13 protein-coding genes and 1 pseudogene are annotated in these 16,325 nt (G+C 44.2%); 8 read left to right on the top strand and 6 right to left on the bottom strand.

From position 1 onward, the window contains the following. Nucleotides 1-45 precede the first annotated feature (45 nt). The 3 genes from leuE to aceR form a co-directional block, all read right to left on the bottom strand. Nucleotides 46-705 (bottom strand): leucine efflux protein LeuE, encoded by a 660-nt coding sequence (gene leuE / locus NI464_RS01300; protein ID WP_004278829.1) that lies wholly within the window; start codon nt 703-705, stop codon nt 46-48. Nucleotides 706-780: 75 nt separating this feature from the next. Beyond that, nucleotides 781-1,758 (bottom strand): transaldolase, encoded by a 978-nt coding sequence (tal, locus tag NI464_RS01295; RefSeq protein WP_004645437.1) that lies wholly within the window; start codon nt 1,756-1,758, stop codon nt 781-783. Between the two features lie 89 nt (nt 1,759-1,847). Further along, entirely contained in the window at nt 1,848-2,738 is an 891-nt protein-coding gene (gene aceR / locus NI464_RS01290) for an HTH-type transcriptional regulator AceR (RefSeq protein ID WP_005263303.1), read from the bottom strand. Between the two features lie 99 nt (nt 2,739-2,837). Here aceR and aceI point away from each other — a divergent pair, with 99 nt between their 5' ends. After that, nucleotides 2,838-3,275, top strand: a complete 438-nt coding sequence (gene aceI / locus NI464_RS01285) for a chlorhexidine efflux PACE transporter AceI (RefSeq protein WP_005247293.1) — start codon at nt 2,838-2,840, stop codon at nt 3,273-3,275. Nucleotides 3,276-3,450: 175 nt separating this feature from the next. Beyond that, a pseudogene (locus NI464_RS01280) lies at nt 3,451-5,633 on the top strand (beta-propeller fold lactonase family protein). Nucleotides 5,634-5,687: 54 nt separating this feature from the next. On the opposite strand, the gene NI464_RS01270 reads toward NI464_RS01280, so the two are convergent. Next, nucleotides 5,688-7,205 carry an acetyl-CoA C-acetyltransferase gene (locus tag NI464_RS01270; protein WP_253137640.1) on the bottom strand — a complete coding sequence of 506 codons (1,518 nt, stop codon included), beginning with the start codon at nt 7,203-7,205 and terminating at the stop codon, nt 5,688-5,690. A gap of 240 nt (nt 7,206-7,445) precedes the next feature. Between NI464_RS01270 and NI464_RS01265 the strand changes: the two genes are divergently transcribed. The 5 genes from NI464_RS01265 to dnaX all read left to right on the top strand — a co-directional run bounded on the left by NI464_RS01265 (nt 7,446) and on the right by dnaX (nt 14,002). Further along, nucleotides 7,446-8,837: a 3-oxoacyl-ACP reductase gene (locus NI464_RS01265; RefSeq protein WP_005263298.1), complete on the top strand. Its 1,392-nt coding sequence runs from the start codon at nt 7,446-7,448 to the stop codon at nt 8,835-8,837. Between the two features lie 197 nt (nt 8,838-9,034). Beyond that, nucleotides 9,035-9,889 carry a MaoC/PaaZ C-terminal domain-containing protein gene (locus NI464_RS01260; protein WP_005263296.1) on the top strand — a complete coding sequence of 285 codons (855 nt, stop codon included), beginning with the start codon at nt 9,035-9,037 and terminating at the stop codon, nt 9,887-9,889. A gap of 71 nt (nt 9,890-9,960) precedes the next feature. Next, on the top strand, nt 9,961-11,214 hold the full coding sequence (locus NI464_RS01255; RefSeq protein ID WP_420914101.1) for a serine hydrolase domain-containing protein: 1,254 nt from the start codon (nt 9,961-9,963) through the stop codon (nt 11,212-11,214). A 78-nt stretch (nt 11,215-11,292) separates the two neighbouring features. Continuing rightward, on the top strand, nt 11,293-11,736 hold the full coding sequence (locus NI464_RS01250) for a copper resistance protein NlpE N-terminal domain-containing protein (protein ID WP_253100605.1): 444 nt from the start codon (nt 11,293-11,295) through the stop codon (nt 11,734-11,736). Between the two features lie 133 nt (nt 11,737-11,869). Next, nucleotides 11,870-14,002, top strand: coding sequence for a DNA polymerase III subunit gamma/tau (gene dnaX / locus NI464_RS01245; protein ID WP_253137638.1), 2,133 nt, complete (start codon nt 11,870-11,872; stop codon nt 14,000-14,002). Nucleotides 14,003-14,010: 8 nt separating this feature from the next. On the opposite strand, the gene NI464_RS01240 is transcribed toward dnaX, so the two are convergent. Both NI464_RS01240 and NI464_RS01235 read right to left on the bottom strand, forming a co-directional pair. After that, a complete protein-coding gene (locus tag NI464_RS01240) occupies nt 14,011-14,445 on the bottom strand; it encodes an acyl-CoA thioesterase (RefSeq protein WP_085064858.1) in 435 nt (144 codons plus the stop codon). An 89-nt stretch (nt 14,446-14,534) separates the two neighbouring features. Continuing rightward, nucleotides 14,535-15,695 carry an iron-containing alcohol dehydrogenase gene (locus NI464_RS01235; protein WP_253137637.1) on the bottom strand — a complete coding sequence of 387 codons (1,161 nt, stop codon included), beginning with the start codon at nt 15,693-15,695 and terminating at the stop codon, nt 14,535-14,537. Nucleotides 15,696-15,815: 120 nt separating this feature from the next. Here NI464_RS01235 and NI464_RS01230 point away from each other — a divergent pair, with 120 nt between their 5' ends. Beyond that, the gene (locus NI464_RS01230; RefSeq protein ID WP_253137636.1) at nt 15,816-16,322 is read left to right on the top strand and encodes a low molecular weight protein-tyrosine-phosphatase; all 507 of its coding nucleotides are present in this window, start codon (nt 15,816-15,818) and stop codon (nt 16,320-16,322) included. Nucleotides 16,323-16,325: the final 3 nt, after the last annotated feature.

The following is a 16,325-nucleotide window of genomic DNA, read 5'->3' as shown; positions in this document are numbered from 1 at the left end:
TTAACAATTTTATCCAGAGCTCTGCTGGCTTGAAGCCGGTCATTGCTAAAAGGTTGAAGTCGCCAGTTTAAGGCCAAAACCGCAAAACAGGATCCCAACAGCAGCCACACAACTGGCGGTCACTTTATAATTCTGGTTGAAATAGGAGGCCAGTTTTACACCAGAAAAAATCAGGATTGAAAGATAGGTCATACTGATCAATTGCAAGATTACAGCCAGAAGCGTGAATGTCAGGGCTGGATAAGGATAGGCAGGATCGACAAATTGCACAAAAAAAGACAGGTAAAACAGAATTGCTTTGGGATTTAAGATGCTAATGGTAAGCGCTGTGCGAAAGGGCTGAACAGATTCTACCGTATCTGGAGTCGTCTTTTTAATCTGGACGCGTTGTGATGACTTTTCCGGAAAGAAAGTCTGGTAGGCCGCAATGATTAGCTTGATACCCAAGTAACTGAGATAGATCGCTCCAATAACTTTCAGTGCAATAAACAGTACCGGAAAGGCATGCAGTAAAGAAGCTGCTCCCAATGCTGTACATATAATCAGGATCAGATCGCCCGTATAAACCCCCAAGGCACCCATATATCCCGTCTTAATCCCAAAGCGCGAAGCAATCGACATGACATACAGGGAATTCGGCCCGGGCAGTAGCACAATCAACGTGGTTCCAATGATAAAGGTCGTTAGATCTGTGATACCAAACACGAAAAACTCGCATGAACAAAAAAGCCGATGCGGCATTATAGCAACATCGGCTTGGAGAAATTTGCTAAATTTTCTTTAAATCTCAGTGGTACTCAGGAAAGTTTCACGTAATAAAGCAGCCAGTTGCTCACGGGCTTTAATGAAACCGTCAATGCCGCCTTGCAATAATTCACTGGCCATCGGATCCTGTTTCAGTTGTGCTTCAAAATCGGCAGGGCTGATTGGGCTGAGTTCACCTTGAACTTTAATATCTTTGGCTGAGAGTTGGGCCTGCACTTCACGCTGATCATTTTCCAGTTCGGCCAGCAGGTTTGGTGCTACCGTGAGCAGGTCACAGCCGCTCAAGCCTAGAACCTGATCAATACTGCGGAAGCTGGCACCCATGATTTCAGTCTGAATACCATGCGCTTTATAAAATTCATAAATACGCTTAACCGAAAGTACACCCGGATCTTTTTCAATCGGGTAAGACTCAACGCCTTCAGCTTTTTTGTACCAGTCCAGAATACGGCCGACAAAAGGCGAGATTAATGTTACTTTGGCATCAGCACAGGCATGGGCCTGATGCTGACCAAACAATAAAGTCAGATTGGTATGAATGCCTTGTTCTTCCAGTGCTTTCGCTGCCTGAATGCCTTCCCAGGTAGACGCGATCTTGATCAGAATGCGGTCTGAGTCAATTCCATATTGCGCATAAAGTGCCAGTAACTCTTTGGCTTTGGCAATGGTAGCTTCAGTATTAAAGGACAGCGAAGCATCGACTTCCGTTGAAACACGACCTTCAATCAGTTTTAAGATTTCTACACCAAATTTGACCGTTAAAATATCAATAGTCCGTTCAATCAGAGCGTCATCTGCATAGCCTTCTTGCTGGGCTTGCTGAAAAGCAGCTTCAATCAAGGCCTGATTTTCAGGTTGTTTTGCTGCTGCAGTAATCAGCGATGGATTGGTGGTTGCATCAAGCGGACGAAATTTTTCAATGGCACTCAAATCACTGCTGTCTGCCACAATGGTCGTCAAGTTTTTTAATTGGTTTAATGCAGTTAATGTCATTACGATCTAGTTCTATGGTTATTGCTTATGCTTTCTTATATATCATAAATGGCCGGTTTACCAAGTAGACTGTCGTTGAATTTCTGTGATTAATGCCCGGTTTTACGTTGTTTGCGCAAGTGATTAATCAAAAAATGAGCAGCTGTGCCTAATCGGGTTTCTCTGCTCCAGACCAGATCAACAAAATATTCAAACTTTGGGGTGAAATCGAGCAGGTTGAGAACCTGTAACTGATCTTGCAAATGTGGCTGCTCATTCAGCATTTCGAGTGGCAGAACCCCCCAGCCCAGTCCTTGCTGAATCATGCTGCAAGCCGAGTGGTGGTTGTCGGTGCGCCAGTAATTTCGTGAAAAGAGTAGTTCCGGCTTGATGGTGCGATCCCGACTGGCCACCACAATCTGCCTGTTTTGCAAAATCTGTTCATAACTGACTTGATCGAACTGACTTAGGGGATGCTGTTTGGCGACTACAGCCACCAGTACCTCACGTTTCAATTCCACAAACTGTTCCCGTGTTTCCAGTTGTTCGCGTTCAAACATCAAGGCTAGCTGCGCTGAACCTTCAAACAGCATACGATGTGCATCTTCCTGAGGTGCACTGAATACATTGACTTGCAGTGCAGGAAATTCCTGTTCTAGCAACACAATATAATCGGTCCAGCGCGTATGCAGCAATTCTGAAACTACCACAATATTCAATTCAGATTCCAAGCCTGAACTTAGGGCTTGAGCATGCTGTTTCCACTGGTTCATTTCTACCAGTAGCTGCTGGGTTTTTTCATACAATACCTGCGCTTGTGCAGTTGGTTTCGGTTCACGACCTATACGCTGAAACAGTTCCAGATTCAGGTCAATTTCCAGATTGGCAATGGCCATGCTGACTGCTGAAGGTACTTTGCCCAGTTGACGTGCAGCCGCAGAGAAAGAACCGGTTTCCATCACGGTTTTAAACATCAGCAGCTGTTCTTGATTAACATTCATATCTTTAATCTTTCATTTTTATTGATAGATTCTAACTCGAATAATCAGATTTAAAGAAATAAAATTCTTGCATCATGTAATGAATTGAGCTGATTTAATATGTTAATTTCCAAAAGAAGACTGATTCATGCTGCCTTATATGAAGGCATTTTACTGGTCGTGATCGCTGTCCTGCTAAGTACGTTGATGCATATGCCGCTTGAGGTCACAGGTATGCTAGGAATTGCCATGGCTGTGACTTCAGTACTCTGGAACATGCTGTTTAATCATTATTTTGAAAAATTTGAAGCAAAACATCGTTTGAAAAGAACCATTAAAGTGCGGATTGCCCATGCAATTGGCTTTGAAGGTGGTTTGATGCTGGCGACCATTCCGATGGTGGCTTATGCCTTACACATGAGTCTGGCTCAGGCCTTTCTGCTGGATTTGGCTTTGACCCTTTGTATCTTGGTGTATACCTTCATTTTTCAGTGGATTTATGATCATCTAGAAGCCAGACTGGGGCTACAGCCGGATTATCGGAAAATCTCATCATAAAATATGCCATAAAAAATACCACACAGTTCAGACTCCCTTTTCAGAATGCGAAAGGTGAAATATTCAGCGATGAGGACTTGATCAAGTCCTCATTTTTTATGCTCGAATCCAACTAGAAATTAAGCTATAAGACTTTGATTTTTTATTTTAATTTTTAAATTTATTGGGGAATTCAATGCTATTTAGACGAGCGATCTTGTCAGTGTCCATCGTGTTGCTGATGTCTGGTTGTGGGGGCGGAGGAAGCGATAGCAGTACCTCACAGCCAACAGGGCCAGATTCAATGACATCACCCAGTACGGGAGAGCAACTGAGCAAAATTGCGGAATTTAAGGTTCTGGATGTAGGTTCAGAATTAACAGCAGGGAATTTTGGTCTGAAAACCTGGAATCCCACCGCCATGGTGGTGAATGGCGATGTGCTTTATATTGCCAATAGTCAGGCCGAATCGAATATTTTACGTTATGACTTAAAACAAAAACGTGCACTCAGTGCGATTGATCCTACGAAAATTTCGGGTCTGGCCAAAAAATGGGATAGCCTGAATGATCTGGAAATTCAAGCAGGGCGTTTGTATGTGGCCAATTATGGCTCGAACCGGATTGATGTTTTAGATATTAATAGCGAGCAACCGAACTTCATTATGGCACTCGGCACAGGTGTATGGTGGGGCGATGCGCTTAATTACGCGCTGGTACATAGCAATGCAGTGACTGCTGACGACCGTTATGTGTATGTACCTGATATTGAAGGCCGGATCAATGTCTGGCGTCAAAGTGATGTGACAGCGCAAAACCATTTAAAGGCCCGCAAATTTGCACGGCTCAGCTTGCCGGGCTGTGCACGCAACTGTAATGCACGTATGGAGGTCATGGGCGACTATCTGTATACCAGCCTGCCGGATGGTATGACTTATGTCCACGATATCAATCAGATTCAGGAAAATGGAAATAATATTACGCCCATTTTAACAGAAACCAATTTGTCGGCAGTCATGCATCGTCATAACGATGGCTTGGTCTATGTGTCACGAAATGATGGCACTGTAGAAAGTTACAAGGAAAAATCCTTTAACTTGGAGTCTATCTTACCCAATAAAAGTGTGGATACCTTCCGAGACTATATTTTAAAAGGGCAAAACCAGAGCAGCCGACTAGCCAAGGCCAGCGATCTTTATATTTATGGTCAGAATCTATTACACATGGCCAATCAGAAAATTCATATTCTGCCAATGCTGACCTTGCAACAGAATAAATCCACACAGCTAAACCAAGCTATGATTTTAACCGAATCTAAAGCGCGCGAAAGAAGCCGTGTCTTGCAGGATGGTGAATCATGGGAAACCTTGACCAATAGCAGCCAGCGTTATGTCTATATGGACAAGATTTTATCGGCAACCCTAAATGGCAATCGCCTGCATTTGAAAAGCTACAGTGCTGTCCCTGTACGTGATTTGCAGATTCGTGACAAGATTAAAAACTCAGAAGACTGGGTGATTCTGGCGAAGCTGGATCAGTTGACGCCATTTTCGAATGCCAGCTTTGATCTCAAGTTGACCGATCAATCCCGTTTCCCGTTGCTCGATGGCACAGGCTCGATCCAGCTAGCAGGTCTGAGTCAGACCACGCAAAATCCAAGCAATATTTTTGATCTGAAAATTAGCTCTGAGACTGATGAGCACGTCAAAAGCTGAACCAGATTAAAGCCAAATGGAAAATTTATTTCGGTACCTATGATGAACCGAACAAATGGTGTCGTATTACGCCGGTCTATGCCCGGGAATGGGTCATGATGATGACCAATCTGGCCTATATGCTGAGTACTCCAGAATTTGAAACCTTATGGTTTAACCATAAAGCAGTCATGGGACACGATTTTTTTGGCAATCATGGTCAGGTAGAAGGACCGAATGGTTTCTTTCAGCCAGAAGATTATGTCCGGATCTATCGGGAAATTCTTAACCGCAATGAAATTAATCTTGGTATTACCCATATGGGCGGTGGTCTAGGTGGGGGTGCAGTCTTGGGGGTAGATACATGGTTGTTCTATGGCCATTACAGATTATCTGGCTATCGAATTGTTGCACATGAATTTGGTCATCATTGGGGCGGGCATAATAGTGCATGGGCCATGTCGAATTATGGCTTTGAAGCTATGGTCGATTGGTTAAACTTCTATTTCCAGCGCCGTCCAGGTTCAATTCCTTATATGGACCCAAATGTGAATGCTTTTCACTTGACGCCGGACAGCGCACTTTGTCAGGGTGTGAACCAGAATATGGTAAAAGGTGTGGCATCGACTGCACCATGGAATAAAGTAGATGAATATTTTAAAAATAATCCAATAACAAATCCCTAAAACATAAAAAAAGCCCCTCAATTGAGGGGCTTTTTAATTGGATCGGTCAACGGATTATTTTTCAATAATTGCCGTCACACCTTGACCACCGGCTGCACAGATCGACACCAGTACGCGGCCTGAACCTTTCTGGTTAATCAGTTTTGCTGCTGTCGCAATGATACGACCACCAGTTGCTGCAAACGGGTGACCGGCAGCAAGTGAAGAGCCTTTTACGTTCAGTTTGGCACGGTCAATTGAACCTAAAGGTGCATCCAGACCTAAACGCTCTTTACAGAATTTTGGATCTTCCCAAGCTTTCAGCGTAGACAATACTTGAGATGCAAAAGCTTCATGAATTTCATAATAGTCGAAGTCTTGCAGTTTCAGACCTGCACGCTCAAGCATGCGTGGTACGGCATATGCAGGCGCCATCAACAGACCTTCTTTTTTCTCGACAAAATCAACTGCGGCAGTTTCCTGGAAAGTCAGGTAAGCTAGCACTTCATGGCCATTTGCCTTCGCCCATTCTTCAGAAGCCAATAGCACACAAGAAGCACCATCTGTTAGCGGTGTAGAGTTACCCGCTGTCATGGTACGTGCATCACCTTTACCAAAAGCAGGTTTAAGTTTTGCCAGCTTCTCAACTGAAGAATCAGCACGCAGGTTATTGTCACGTTGAAGACCCAAGAATGGTGTAATCAGGTCATCAAAGAAACCTTCTTCATAAGCTGCAGCCATTTTCTGGTGTGAAGATGCAGCCAGTTCATCTTGCGCTTCACGGGAAATTCCCCATTCCAGTGTGGTAATCGCCTGATGATCACCCATAGACAGACCTGTACGCGGTTCACCATTTTTTGGTGCATCCATCAGGTCTTTCACATTGATCTTGGTCAATGCTTTCAGACGGTCTTTTGCAGTTTTCGCGATATTTAGCTCAAGTAATGCTTTACGTAAACCGTCACCAAAAGCAATCGGTGCATCAGAAGTCGTATCTACACCACCTGCAATGCCTACTTCGATTTGACCTAGAGCAATCTTGTTCGCTACCAGAAATGCCGCTTGAAGGCCAGTACCACATGCTTGCTGAATGTCATAAGCAGGGGTTTCCGGTGCAAGAGCAGTATTTAGTACACATTCACGAGTCATGTTGAAATCGCGGCTGTGTTTCAGTACAGCACCTGCAACCACTTCACCTAAGCGTTGACCTTGAAGGTTAAAACGTTCAACCAGACCATTCAGGGCTGCTGTGAACATATCAGTATTGGATGCCGTAAAGTAAGCACCGTTAGAACGTGCAAATGGAATGCGGTTACCACCAATAATCGCAACGTGGCGAACTGTATTTTGGCTCATGTTTGGTTCCTGTTGAACAGAAGTCTGTGTTATAGATGTTGAATCTTGTTGGCTTGAAGTCGTTTTTTTGGTACGTGCAGATGTACTGCGTGTACGTGTGGTTTTAGCCGGACTTTTTTCTGTGGCATTGGCTGTATCAGGATTTTTAGTGCTACGCTTGCTACGCGTTGATGGTTTTGACACAGTTTCTGTCGCAGAGTTCTCGACTGCTGGATTATCTTGAGTTGTTTTGCTCATAAGGCTTTACCAGGCAAATAGATCGTCTTCTTGGCGGTTACATTAGCATAGAAGAAGATAAGCTGTATTGACTACAATGACATTACAGACTGCGCTTAGGTCAAGTCATCTGCCTGTTATCTCAAGTATGATTGGGCGGAAACTGGTAGATCTATTGAAATATAAGTGTCTGGCATCATACTGAAGTTTAAGGATAACTTTAGATCAACCAAAAATTAATTTGTATGAGAGATAATAAACATGACTGATCAGTACCAAACTTTTGCAAAATCTCCTATTGGTAAATTTGTCATTAAAAATTTGGGTCTGCCATCCCCAACTTCTTTAGAGCGTTTTGAGTCTGCTACACCTGTAGTCAAAGGTGCAGTATTGTTTGGAGCAGCACCGGCAAGTACCTTGACTGGTGCTATTGCTCAGGTTCTGGCAAATATTCATGCCAATAGCTATGCAGGTAACAATGCTGAATTACAACAGGCTGCTGCATCAGCTGGACTGAATCTGGGTGCATTTAATCCAGGCGATAAAGAATCAAAATTCAAAGCTGTCATTTTTGATGCTTCAGGAATCGAAAACTCAGAACAGTTAAAATCACTTTATGATTTCTTCAACCCGATTGCACGTCAAATCCAAAGTTCTGGCCGTGTCGTGATTGTAGGAACTACGCCTGAAACTGCTAAATCAGTCAGCCAGTCCATTGCTCAACGCGCACTGGAAGGTTTTGTAAAATCTGTGGGTAAAGAGTTTAAAAAGGGAATTTCAGCGAACCTGATCTATGTAGATGCTGGTGCTAAAGCAAATCTTGAGTCTGCTTTACGTTTTGCAGTTTCTCCACGGTCTGCCTATGTTTCTGGTCAGGTGATCCGTGTTTCACCTGCTGAAAAAGTGGATGTGGACTGGACTAAACCATTAGCAGGCAAAACTGCTGTAGTAACCGGTGCGAGCCGTGGTATTGGTGAAGCGATTGCTCATGTATTGGCACGTGATGGTGCACATGTCATCTGTCTGGATGTTCCGCAGCAGCAAGCGGACCTTGATCGTGTAGCCGGTGAAATTGGCGGTTCAACTTTAGCTATTGATATTACTGCTGCAGATGCAGGTGAGAAAATCAAAGCGGCAGCAGCTGAGCAGGGTGGTCTGGACATTATTGTGCACAATGCCGGTATTACCCGTGACAAGACTTTGGCCAATATGAAGCCTGAGCTATGGGATCTGGTGATTAACATCAACCTGTCTGCGATTGAACGTGTAAATGACTATTTAATCTCCAACGATGGTCTAAATGCCAATGGTCGTATTATCTGTGTATCCTCAATTTCAGGCATTGCAGGTAACCTGGGTCAAACCAACTATGCAGCGTCTAAAGCGGGTGTGATTGGTGTGGTGAAATTCACAGCACCAACTTTAAAAAATGGTATAACCATTAATGCCGTTGCACCGGGCTTTATCGAAACACAAATGACGGCTGCGATTCCATTTGCGATCCGTGAAGCGGGCCGCCGTATGAATTCCATGAGCCAAGGTGGTTTACCTGTCGATGTTGCAGAAACCATTGCAATGTTTGCTGCTACTGCGTCAACCGGTTTAAATGGCAACGTGGTACGTGTGTGTGGTCAAAGTCTGTTAGGGGCTTAATTTAAAATCCCCCTAAATCCCCCTTTGAAAAGGGGGAGATATCCCTCTCCTTTAATGGAGAGGGTTAGGGAGAGGTAAAAATTAAATTAAAAAGGGGATGAATTGACCCTCATCCCAGCCTTCTCCCTGAGCCATATATGGTGCAAGAGAAGGCGCTTTTAGACAAATTGAAATAATAAAATTTCCAAAGGTTCAGTATGAATACGCGCCATTTTAGTCAACTTCCAAAACCTTATTTAGCCTATCCAAAAGTGATTCAGGGCTTGATTTTTAAAAAGCCGAAAGCTGAAAAAGTTCTACCGCAAGTTGAATATGTGGTGGATTCATTCAAGGTCGATCAGAAACATCTGAAAGCCTATAATGAAGTCTGCGGTTTTAAAAATAATGGTTATATTCCAGCAATCTATCTGACGGTGCTTTCACAAAGTCTGCAAATGCACATGATGACTTCAGAAGCATTTCCATTTCCGATCTTGGGCTTGGTACATATCCGTAACCAAGTGAAGCAATACCGTAAAATTGGCGTCAATGAAACCTTGACCCTATCATGCAAATTTGGCGAATTGCAGCCGCACGATAAAGGCGTGCAGTTTGATTTCATTACTACAGTCAAAGTGGGAGGCGAGGTCGTAGTTGAAGCATTGACGACTTATCTGTCACGTCAAAAGACCAATGCTAAAGCTGCTGCAAAACCTGCAGAAAGCCAAGCGCCAGAATATATACTCAATAATGAATGGAACATCTCGGAGAATACTGGTCGTCGTTATGCCATGACCTCAGGCGACTTTAACTTGATCCATATTCATGCAGTCACAGCGAAAGCTTTTGGTTTTAAACAGGCGATTGCACATGGTATGTGGAGCAAGGCCAAAGCACTGGCGAATCTGTCATTGCCAGATGCTTATGAAGCTGATGTCTGGTTCAATTTGCCGATGTACTTGCCATCTAAAGTTGAGTTCCTGACGGCACAGGCAGCCAATGATACAGATTTTCTGATACGAAGCAGTAAAAATCAAAAACCACACGTCACCGGCCATATCAAAGCAATTTAAATCTGAATCAAAAGCCTAAACCCGATTTAGGCTTTTTCATTTTAAGGGATCAATATTCTATGGATAGAATGATGCAGCCAATTAAAGATTATCTGTTTGCTGATCAGCATAATTATCAGGGCAATGTCGATGAGCGTTTCAGTGACCTTGCCCGTCAGTTTAGCCGTTTGCAGGATGCACGTACCGAACAGGGTGGTGCGGCGCTGGTGGTATATTTTGAGGGACACAAGGTCGTCGATATTCATACCGGTAAAAAGTCTGTCACTGAAAACTGGCAACCCGATACCATGTCGCTGTGTTATTCCACTGGCAAAGGCGTACTGGCGACTTTGGCACATATTCTGGTCAGTCACGGTTATCTGGATTATGATCGACCGGTTGCAGAATACTGGCCTGAATTTGCACAAAAGGGTAAAGAAAATATTACTCTGGCGCATATGTTGAGTCATCAAAGCGGACTGTTTGATATCCGTAATCTCATTGATGATGCCACTGAAATGGCCGACTGGTCACAGATGCTGGACCGGATTGCGGCAGCTGAACCACGATTTCAGGTTGCAACCGATGCTGCTTACCAACCGCTAACCTTTGGCTGGCAGGTAGGTGGGGCATTAGAAAAAGCGACTGGTAAAAAACTGGGGGCACTGATGCAGGAATATCTGGTTCAGCCATTACAATTAAATGGGGCCTATTTCAGTGTGCCGACGCATGAGTTAGCTCGGGTAGCATTACCCATTTTAAAGCCTAAAGCAGCCAAGTCTCAAACACAGCCTGTGAGAAAAACCACGCCAAGAAAACCCAATCTGATGGAACGAGCCTTGGTCTTTAGTGGGCAGAGCCCACAGGATTTTCAGGATGCCATGATTCCCAAAGGCATGAAGAAATTTAGTTTTTTTAGTGAACAGGGGCTAAAAGCCATTATCCCATCTGCTAACGGTGTCTTTACTGCAGAGAGTCTGGCAAAAATCTATGCCATGCTGGCCAGTCGTGGTGAATGGCAAGGTCAGCAACTGATTTCGCAGGAGGTATTCCAGCGACTTAGTCAGGTGCAATACAAAACAAGAGATCGGGTCATGCCTTTACCAATGCACTGGCGCTTGGGTTATCACCGTGTTCTCACTTTAGGAAAAGCCTCTAAAGGTTTTGGGCATATGGGTTTCAATGGCTCTGGTGCCTGGTGCGATCCTGAGCGCGGTTTAAGTTTTGCCTATACACATAACTTTCCTACAGGTTCATTGACTGGAGACTACCGTCTTTGGGGTTTGACTCAGGAAACCTTGCGCTGTGCGGATGCGGTACTGACCGGGCGCAAAGGCTGGCGTTAGATCACCCTGATCCAGGATTTAATCTATCCTTTAAAATGTGCTATTTTGTGGCGAATTCCAGTTCTGTGAAATGAAAGCATGAAGAAAGTGATATTGATTCCTTTAGTGGTAACCGGTGCTTTATTTGGTTGTCAGGATCAAAATCAATCAGTTAAAAATACTGTCGCTGAAGCCAAGGTGCAGCTACCTGCATGGGTGGGAAATTATCAGGGCACAACGCCATGTATGGGATGCTTTTCAAGTTGTGAAGATTGTCCCGGCATGGCAGTGGCCTTAACTTTAAATGAAGATCAGACCTTTACTTTACAGCGTGAAAGTTTAAGTGGTCATAATGAAATTAAAACGATGAGCGGGCAGATTCGGTTTCAGGATGAATCACAACAAAAGATTGAACTGCTGAATGTCGATACCCGAAATCTGCTGTATGTCGATCTGAAAAAGCATGTTCTGGAAATTCGTGAAGATCAAACAGGCAAACGCTACCAGATGCAAAGTGACTTTATCCTGTTTGAATCCGTCTAATTTTTAAAAAGCATCTGTTTTATATCCATTTTTTAATGATTTTGATCAAGGGATTTTTATTCTTTATAAACCGGCATTCATTTCACTATTTCATAAAAAAACAGTATGCTTAGACCTGTAAAAAGGAGCATACATGTATCAAGTACTTGCGCGAAAATACCGTCCTCGTAATTTCAATGAATTGGTGGGGCAAAACCATGTATCACGTGCTTTAACCAGCGCGCTCGAACGTGGTCGTTTGCATCATGCCTATTTGTTTACGGGAACGCGTGGTGTTGGAAAAACCACGATTGCACGTATTTTGGCGAAGTGCCTGAACTGTGAAACCGGTATTACCTCGACGCCTTGTGAAGTCTGTGCGACCTGTACCGCAGTCAATGAAGGTCGTTTTATTGACCTGATTGAAATTGATGCGGCATCCCGTACCAAGGTCGAAGATACCCGCGAGTTGCTCGACAATGTGCCTTATGCACCGACTCAAGGCCGCTTCAAGGTCTACCTGATCGATGAAGTGCACATGCTGTCCACGCATTCTTTCAATGCCTTATTAAAGACGCTAGAAGAACCGCCGGAACATGTCAAATTCCTATTTGCAACCACCGATCCGCAAAAACTGCCAATTACCGTAATTTCTCGCTGTCTGCAATTTACCTTGCGCCCATTGGCAGTCGATGAAATTACCGAACATCTGGGCCATATTCTTAGCAAAGAAAGTATTCAGTCTGATCAGGATGCGATCTGGCAGATTGCTGAATCTGCACAAGGTTCTCTGCGTGATGCCTTGTCGTTGACCGATCAGGCGATTGCCTATGGTCAGGGTGCAATCCAGCATCAGGATGTTAAAGACATGCTCGGTCTGATTGACCGTACCATTATTTATGATCTGATTCTGGCGATTCATCAGAACCAGAAAGCGCAGGTCAGTCAGTTATTACTACAATTCCGTCAGCAAGCTCTGGATGTGTCACTGGTGCTCGACCAGTTGATTTCAACCCTACATGAACTGGCTTTATTGCAGTACCTGCCAGATCTGAGCCTGAAATACAGTGCAGAGATCAATCAAAAGATCATGCAATTATCGGCTCTAATTTCAGCACAAGACCTGCAACTCTATTATCAGATTGCCTGTAAGGGGCGTGCCGATTTACAGCTTGCAGTTACACAGGAACAAGGCTTTGAGATGACGGTGCTACGTTTATTGGCTTTCCGTCCCTTACAGCCAAGCGAAATTCCGGTGATGCAGGAGACTGCACCGCAACAGGCAACAACTCATACAACACGCCTACAGCAGCCCGTTCAGACACAACTTCAATCTGAGTCCGTAGAAACACAATCATTTGAAGCGGAGCCTGTATTTGATGATTTTTCTCTGGACGATGAGACAGATGAGGAGATTGATGTCGCATCAGCGTCTGAACCTTCTTCGGATGATTTTTTGGATGAAGACGAGCCAACTAGCATCACTGAGCCTGAATCTATCCAGCCCGTAGTAATTCAGACCACCATTGAAGAAGTGCAGTCTAGTGATCAAATTATTTTTGATCCAAATGATGACAAAGGCTTATTTGGTTTTGATGAAATCGAGAGTACGCCAGAAGCACCTGCTACCAGCAACAGTTCGGCTGATTTGCTGCTTGAAGAGTTTATTCCTGCAGATGCTGTCATCCCTACCGAGCCAGCACAAGACAGTATGTCTGCTGATGAGGAATTTAGTCTTGCTGCACCGGAATTGGAACTTTCACAGGATTCGATTGCTCAGCCTGCTCTTGAAAATACAGTTCCGGTTCAGCCAGTTGCACAGACAGCTTTGCTGGAAGATATTTCCCAAGATGTAAATACGCAGAATCTGATGCCACAGGATATTTTAAAAATACCTGAGCAAACCTTAGAAGGCGAGTGGAGCGTAGAAAAATGGGAATACTGGTTCCGTAATAGCCAACTTTCTCCAGCGGTACAGGAACTGGCACAGTATGGCGTCATGACTGGTCAGATGAATGGCGAATCCGTTTTCCATATTCCTGAACAGTACCAGCAGCTGTTGACCCAGTTGCAACATAATCTGGAAGCGGCCTTACAACAGCAATGGCCGCAAACAGACTTCCAGGTGAAATTTGAAAATGTGGATCAGCTCACGCCCTATACCATGCAGCATCAGCGTAAGGCACGTGCCTTTAAACGTGCCGAAGAATTGTTACATGCTGAACCGGCAGTACGCGATCTGTTACAGCAGTTTGACGGTGAACTGCAAAATATTCAGCTGAAATAGGCTGGATTTTAAGTCACAACAAATCGAGATAAAGCATCCCGCATTTCGACTGGAATCGGGGTGCTTTTTCGTGTCTCACGATCGACAAATACATGAACAAAATTGCCTTGCGCAGCGGCTGTATCTGAGTTGCGTTTAAAAATAGCCAGATCATAGCTGAGCGATGAATTTCCCATGCTTTCAATCGCCACGCCCACTTCAATGATTTCCGGATAAGACAGTTCCTGATTGAACTGACAGTTGGAGTTGACCACCAGCCCAATCATCGGGGAATATTTAGGATCAAAATCAGCTTCCTGAATCAGCAGGGCATTGGCTGCGGTATCAAAATAACTATAATAAGTCACATTGTTGACATGGCCGTACAGATCATTGTCTGCCCATCGGGTTTGAATGGGCAGGAAAAAAGTATAGTGTTCACGCTGTTTGATCGTAGCTTTCATTATTATTAAATCCTCAGCTATTCAGGCTTAGGTAGAAATTGGTCTAGATTATTAAATCCTCAGCTATTCAGGCTTAGGTAGAAATTGGTCTAGGCATAGATCGCCTGATAAATCTGAAAAGCATCCTCCACCTTGAGTTCACGTGGATTATTTTGCAACAGCCGGCTTTGTTGCATCGCATCTTCTGCCATGACCTGCAGCATATGTTCTGGAACATTCAACTGATTTAGTTTTAAAGTTAAACCGCTTTGCATCAGATGATTATTAAAATGATCAATAAATAGATCGGTCAGGCCATCATGACAACCTTTACTGCGGGGATCCAGCCAGGTCATTAATTCCGCATAGAGCTGTTTAGCCGCTGGCGCATTAAACTTTAATACTTCAGTTAGAACCAGCGCATTGCTATGCCCGTGTGACAGGTGAAAATGGCCACCAAGCGGATAAGCCAGCGCATGTACGGCAGCGACCGGTGCATTGGCAAAAGCTTGTCCAGCCAGCATGGAACCGACCAGCATATTTTGACGCGCATCTAAATCATATCCGTCTTGCAGCACATGTTGTAAATTGGCATTCAGCAATCTTAAGGCCTGTTTGGCCAGCATATCCGAATATGGGTTTTTCTTGTGTTTTGAGGTATAGGCTTCAATAGCATGTACCATGGCATCAATGCCAGTGGCGGCAGTGATCTGTGCCGGCAAATTTTGAGTAAAGGTTGCATCCAGAATGGCAACATCTGCATAGAGAATGGGCGCGACAATGCCGGTCTTGGTGGTTTCACCTGTGGTGACAATCGAAATCGGCGTCACTTCTGAACCGGTTCCAGCGGTAGTTGGAACTAGAATTAAAGCTAAACGCGGTCCAGTGGCATTATCAACGCCATACAAATCGGACAATGTCTGATGTTGCTCAGGATGCGCCAAAATTGCAATGAGTTTGGCCACATCCATTGAGCTGCCACCACCAAAGCCCAGCACCACATCAATATTTTCCTGTTTTGCAAAAGCCGCCGCTTCAAGCACCACTGTATCGGGCGGATCGGCCTGAACATCCGAGTAAATCACGTACTCCAGCCCGGCAGATTCAATAATATCAAGAAGCGGCAGATGTAATTGCTGCTTCAGCATCCCCGGGTCAGTCACTAGCAGAAGACGTTGATAACGGCCATTTTTTAGAATTTTAAATAATTCCTGAATCGTGCCTAGTCCGGCAATGATATTGGGGACGGTTTGAAACTGAAAACGATTCATGGCGATATCCTTGATTTTTTTATTGCAAATACGAGATTATTCTATGGTTGTGAGATAGGAATCAGTATATAAATAACTTAACATAAGAATCCTTAAAATAAAGTAGCTCTGAGGTTGTTTATGTCATCCAGAACGCCATACAAGGTGTTATGTGTTTGTTTGGGGAATATTTGCCGCTCTCCCACGGCAGAAGTTGTACTCAGACATTATTGTGATGAACAGCAACTGAACATTGTGGTCGACTCTGCCGGAACCAGTAATTATCATCCGGGCAAGGCACCGGACTTGCGTAGCCAGAAGCATGCACTAAAACGTGGCTATGACCTTTCAGCACTTCGCGCACGTCAACTTATTCCGCATGATTTTATTGATTATGATCTGATTCTGGCGATGGATCTGGAGAATTTATCCAATATCCAGAACATACAGCGTCTGGCAGAAACTCAGCTTGGTCATGTACGTGCACGCGTGGCATTAATGAGTGAACATGATCAGATTTATCCAAAACAGGCCTTACCCGATCCTTATTATGGCGAAGCGGATGGCTTTGAGCGGGTGCTTGATCAATGTGAATCCAGCAGCCAAGCCTGGATTGAGATTTTTAAACAGAATTTACACAAGGTTTAAGCG

It is taken from the genome of Acinetobacter lwoffii (assembly GCF_024129685.1).
Taxonomy (GTDB): domain Bacteria; phylum Pseudomonadota; class Gammaproteobacteria; order Pseudomonadales; family Moraxellaceae; genus Acinetobacter; species Acinetobacter lwoffii_X.
The sequence above is the reverse complement of the archived record's forward strand: the minus strand, read 5'-3'. Positions and strand labels throughout refer to the sequence as shown.

Coding starts and splice junctions, on each gene's coding strand:
- tal (WP_004645437.1), bottom strand. CDS start 1,758: ATGACATTAACTGCATTAAACCAATTAAAAAACTTGACGACCATTGTG.
- aceR (WP_005263303.1), bottom strand. CDS start 2,738: ATGAATGTTAATCAAGAACAGCTGCTGATGTTTAAAACCGTGATGGAA.
- aceI (WP_005247293.1), top strand. CDS start 2,838: ATGTTAATTTCCAAAAGAAGACTGATTCATGCTGCCTTATATGAAGGC.
- NI464_RS01270 (WP_253137640.1), bottom strand. CDS start 7,205: ATGAGCAAAACAACTCAAGATAATCCAGCAGTCGAGAACTCTGCGACA.
- NI464_RS01265 (WP_005263298.1), top strand. CDS start 7,446: ATGACTGATCAGTACCAAACTTTTGCAAAATCTCCTATTGGTAAATTT.
- NI464_RS01260 (WP_005263296.1), top strand. CDS start 9,035: ATGAATACGCGCCATTTTAGTCAACTTCCAAAACCTTATTTAGCCTAT.
- NI464_RS01255 (WP_420914101.1), top strand. CDS start 9,961: ATGCAGCCAATTAAAGATTATCTGTTTGCTGATCAGCATAATTATCAG.
- NI464_RS01250 (WP_253100605.1), top strand. CDS start 11,293: ATGAAGAAAGTGATATTGATTCCTTTAGTGGTAACCGGTGCTTTATTT.
- dnaX (WP_253137638.1), top strand. CDS start 11,870: ATGTATCAAGTACTTGCGCGAAAATACCGTCCTCGTAATTTCAATGAA.
- NI464_RS01240 (WP_085064858.1), bottom strand. CDS start 14,445: ATGAAAGCTACGATCAAACAGCGTGAACACTATACTTTTTTCCTGCCC.
- NI464_RS01235 (WP_253137637.1), bottom strand. CDS start 15,695: ATGAATCGTTTTCAGTTTCAAACCGTCCCCAATATCATTGCCGGACTA.
- NI464_RS01230 (WP_253137636.1), top strand. CDS start 15,816: ATGTCATCCAGAACGCCATACAAGGTGTTATGTGTTTGTTTGGGGAAT.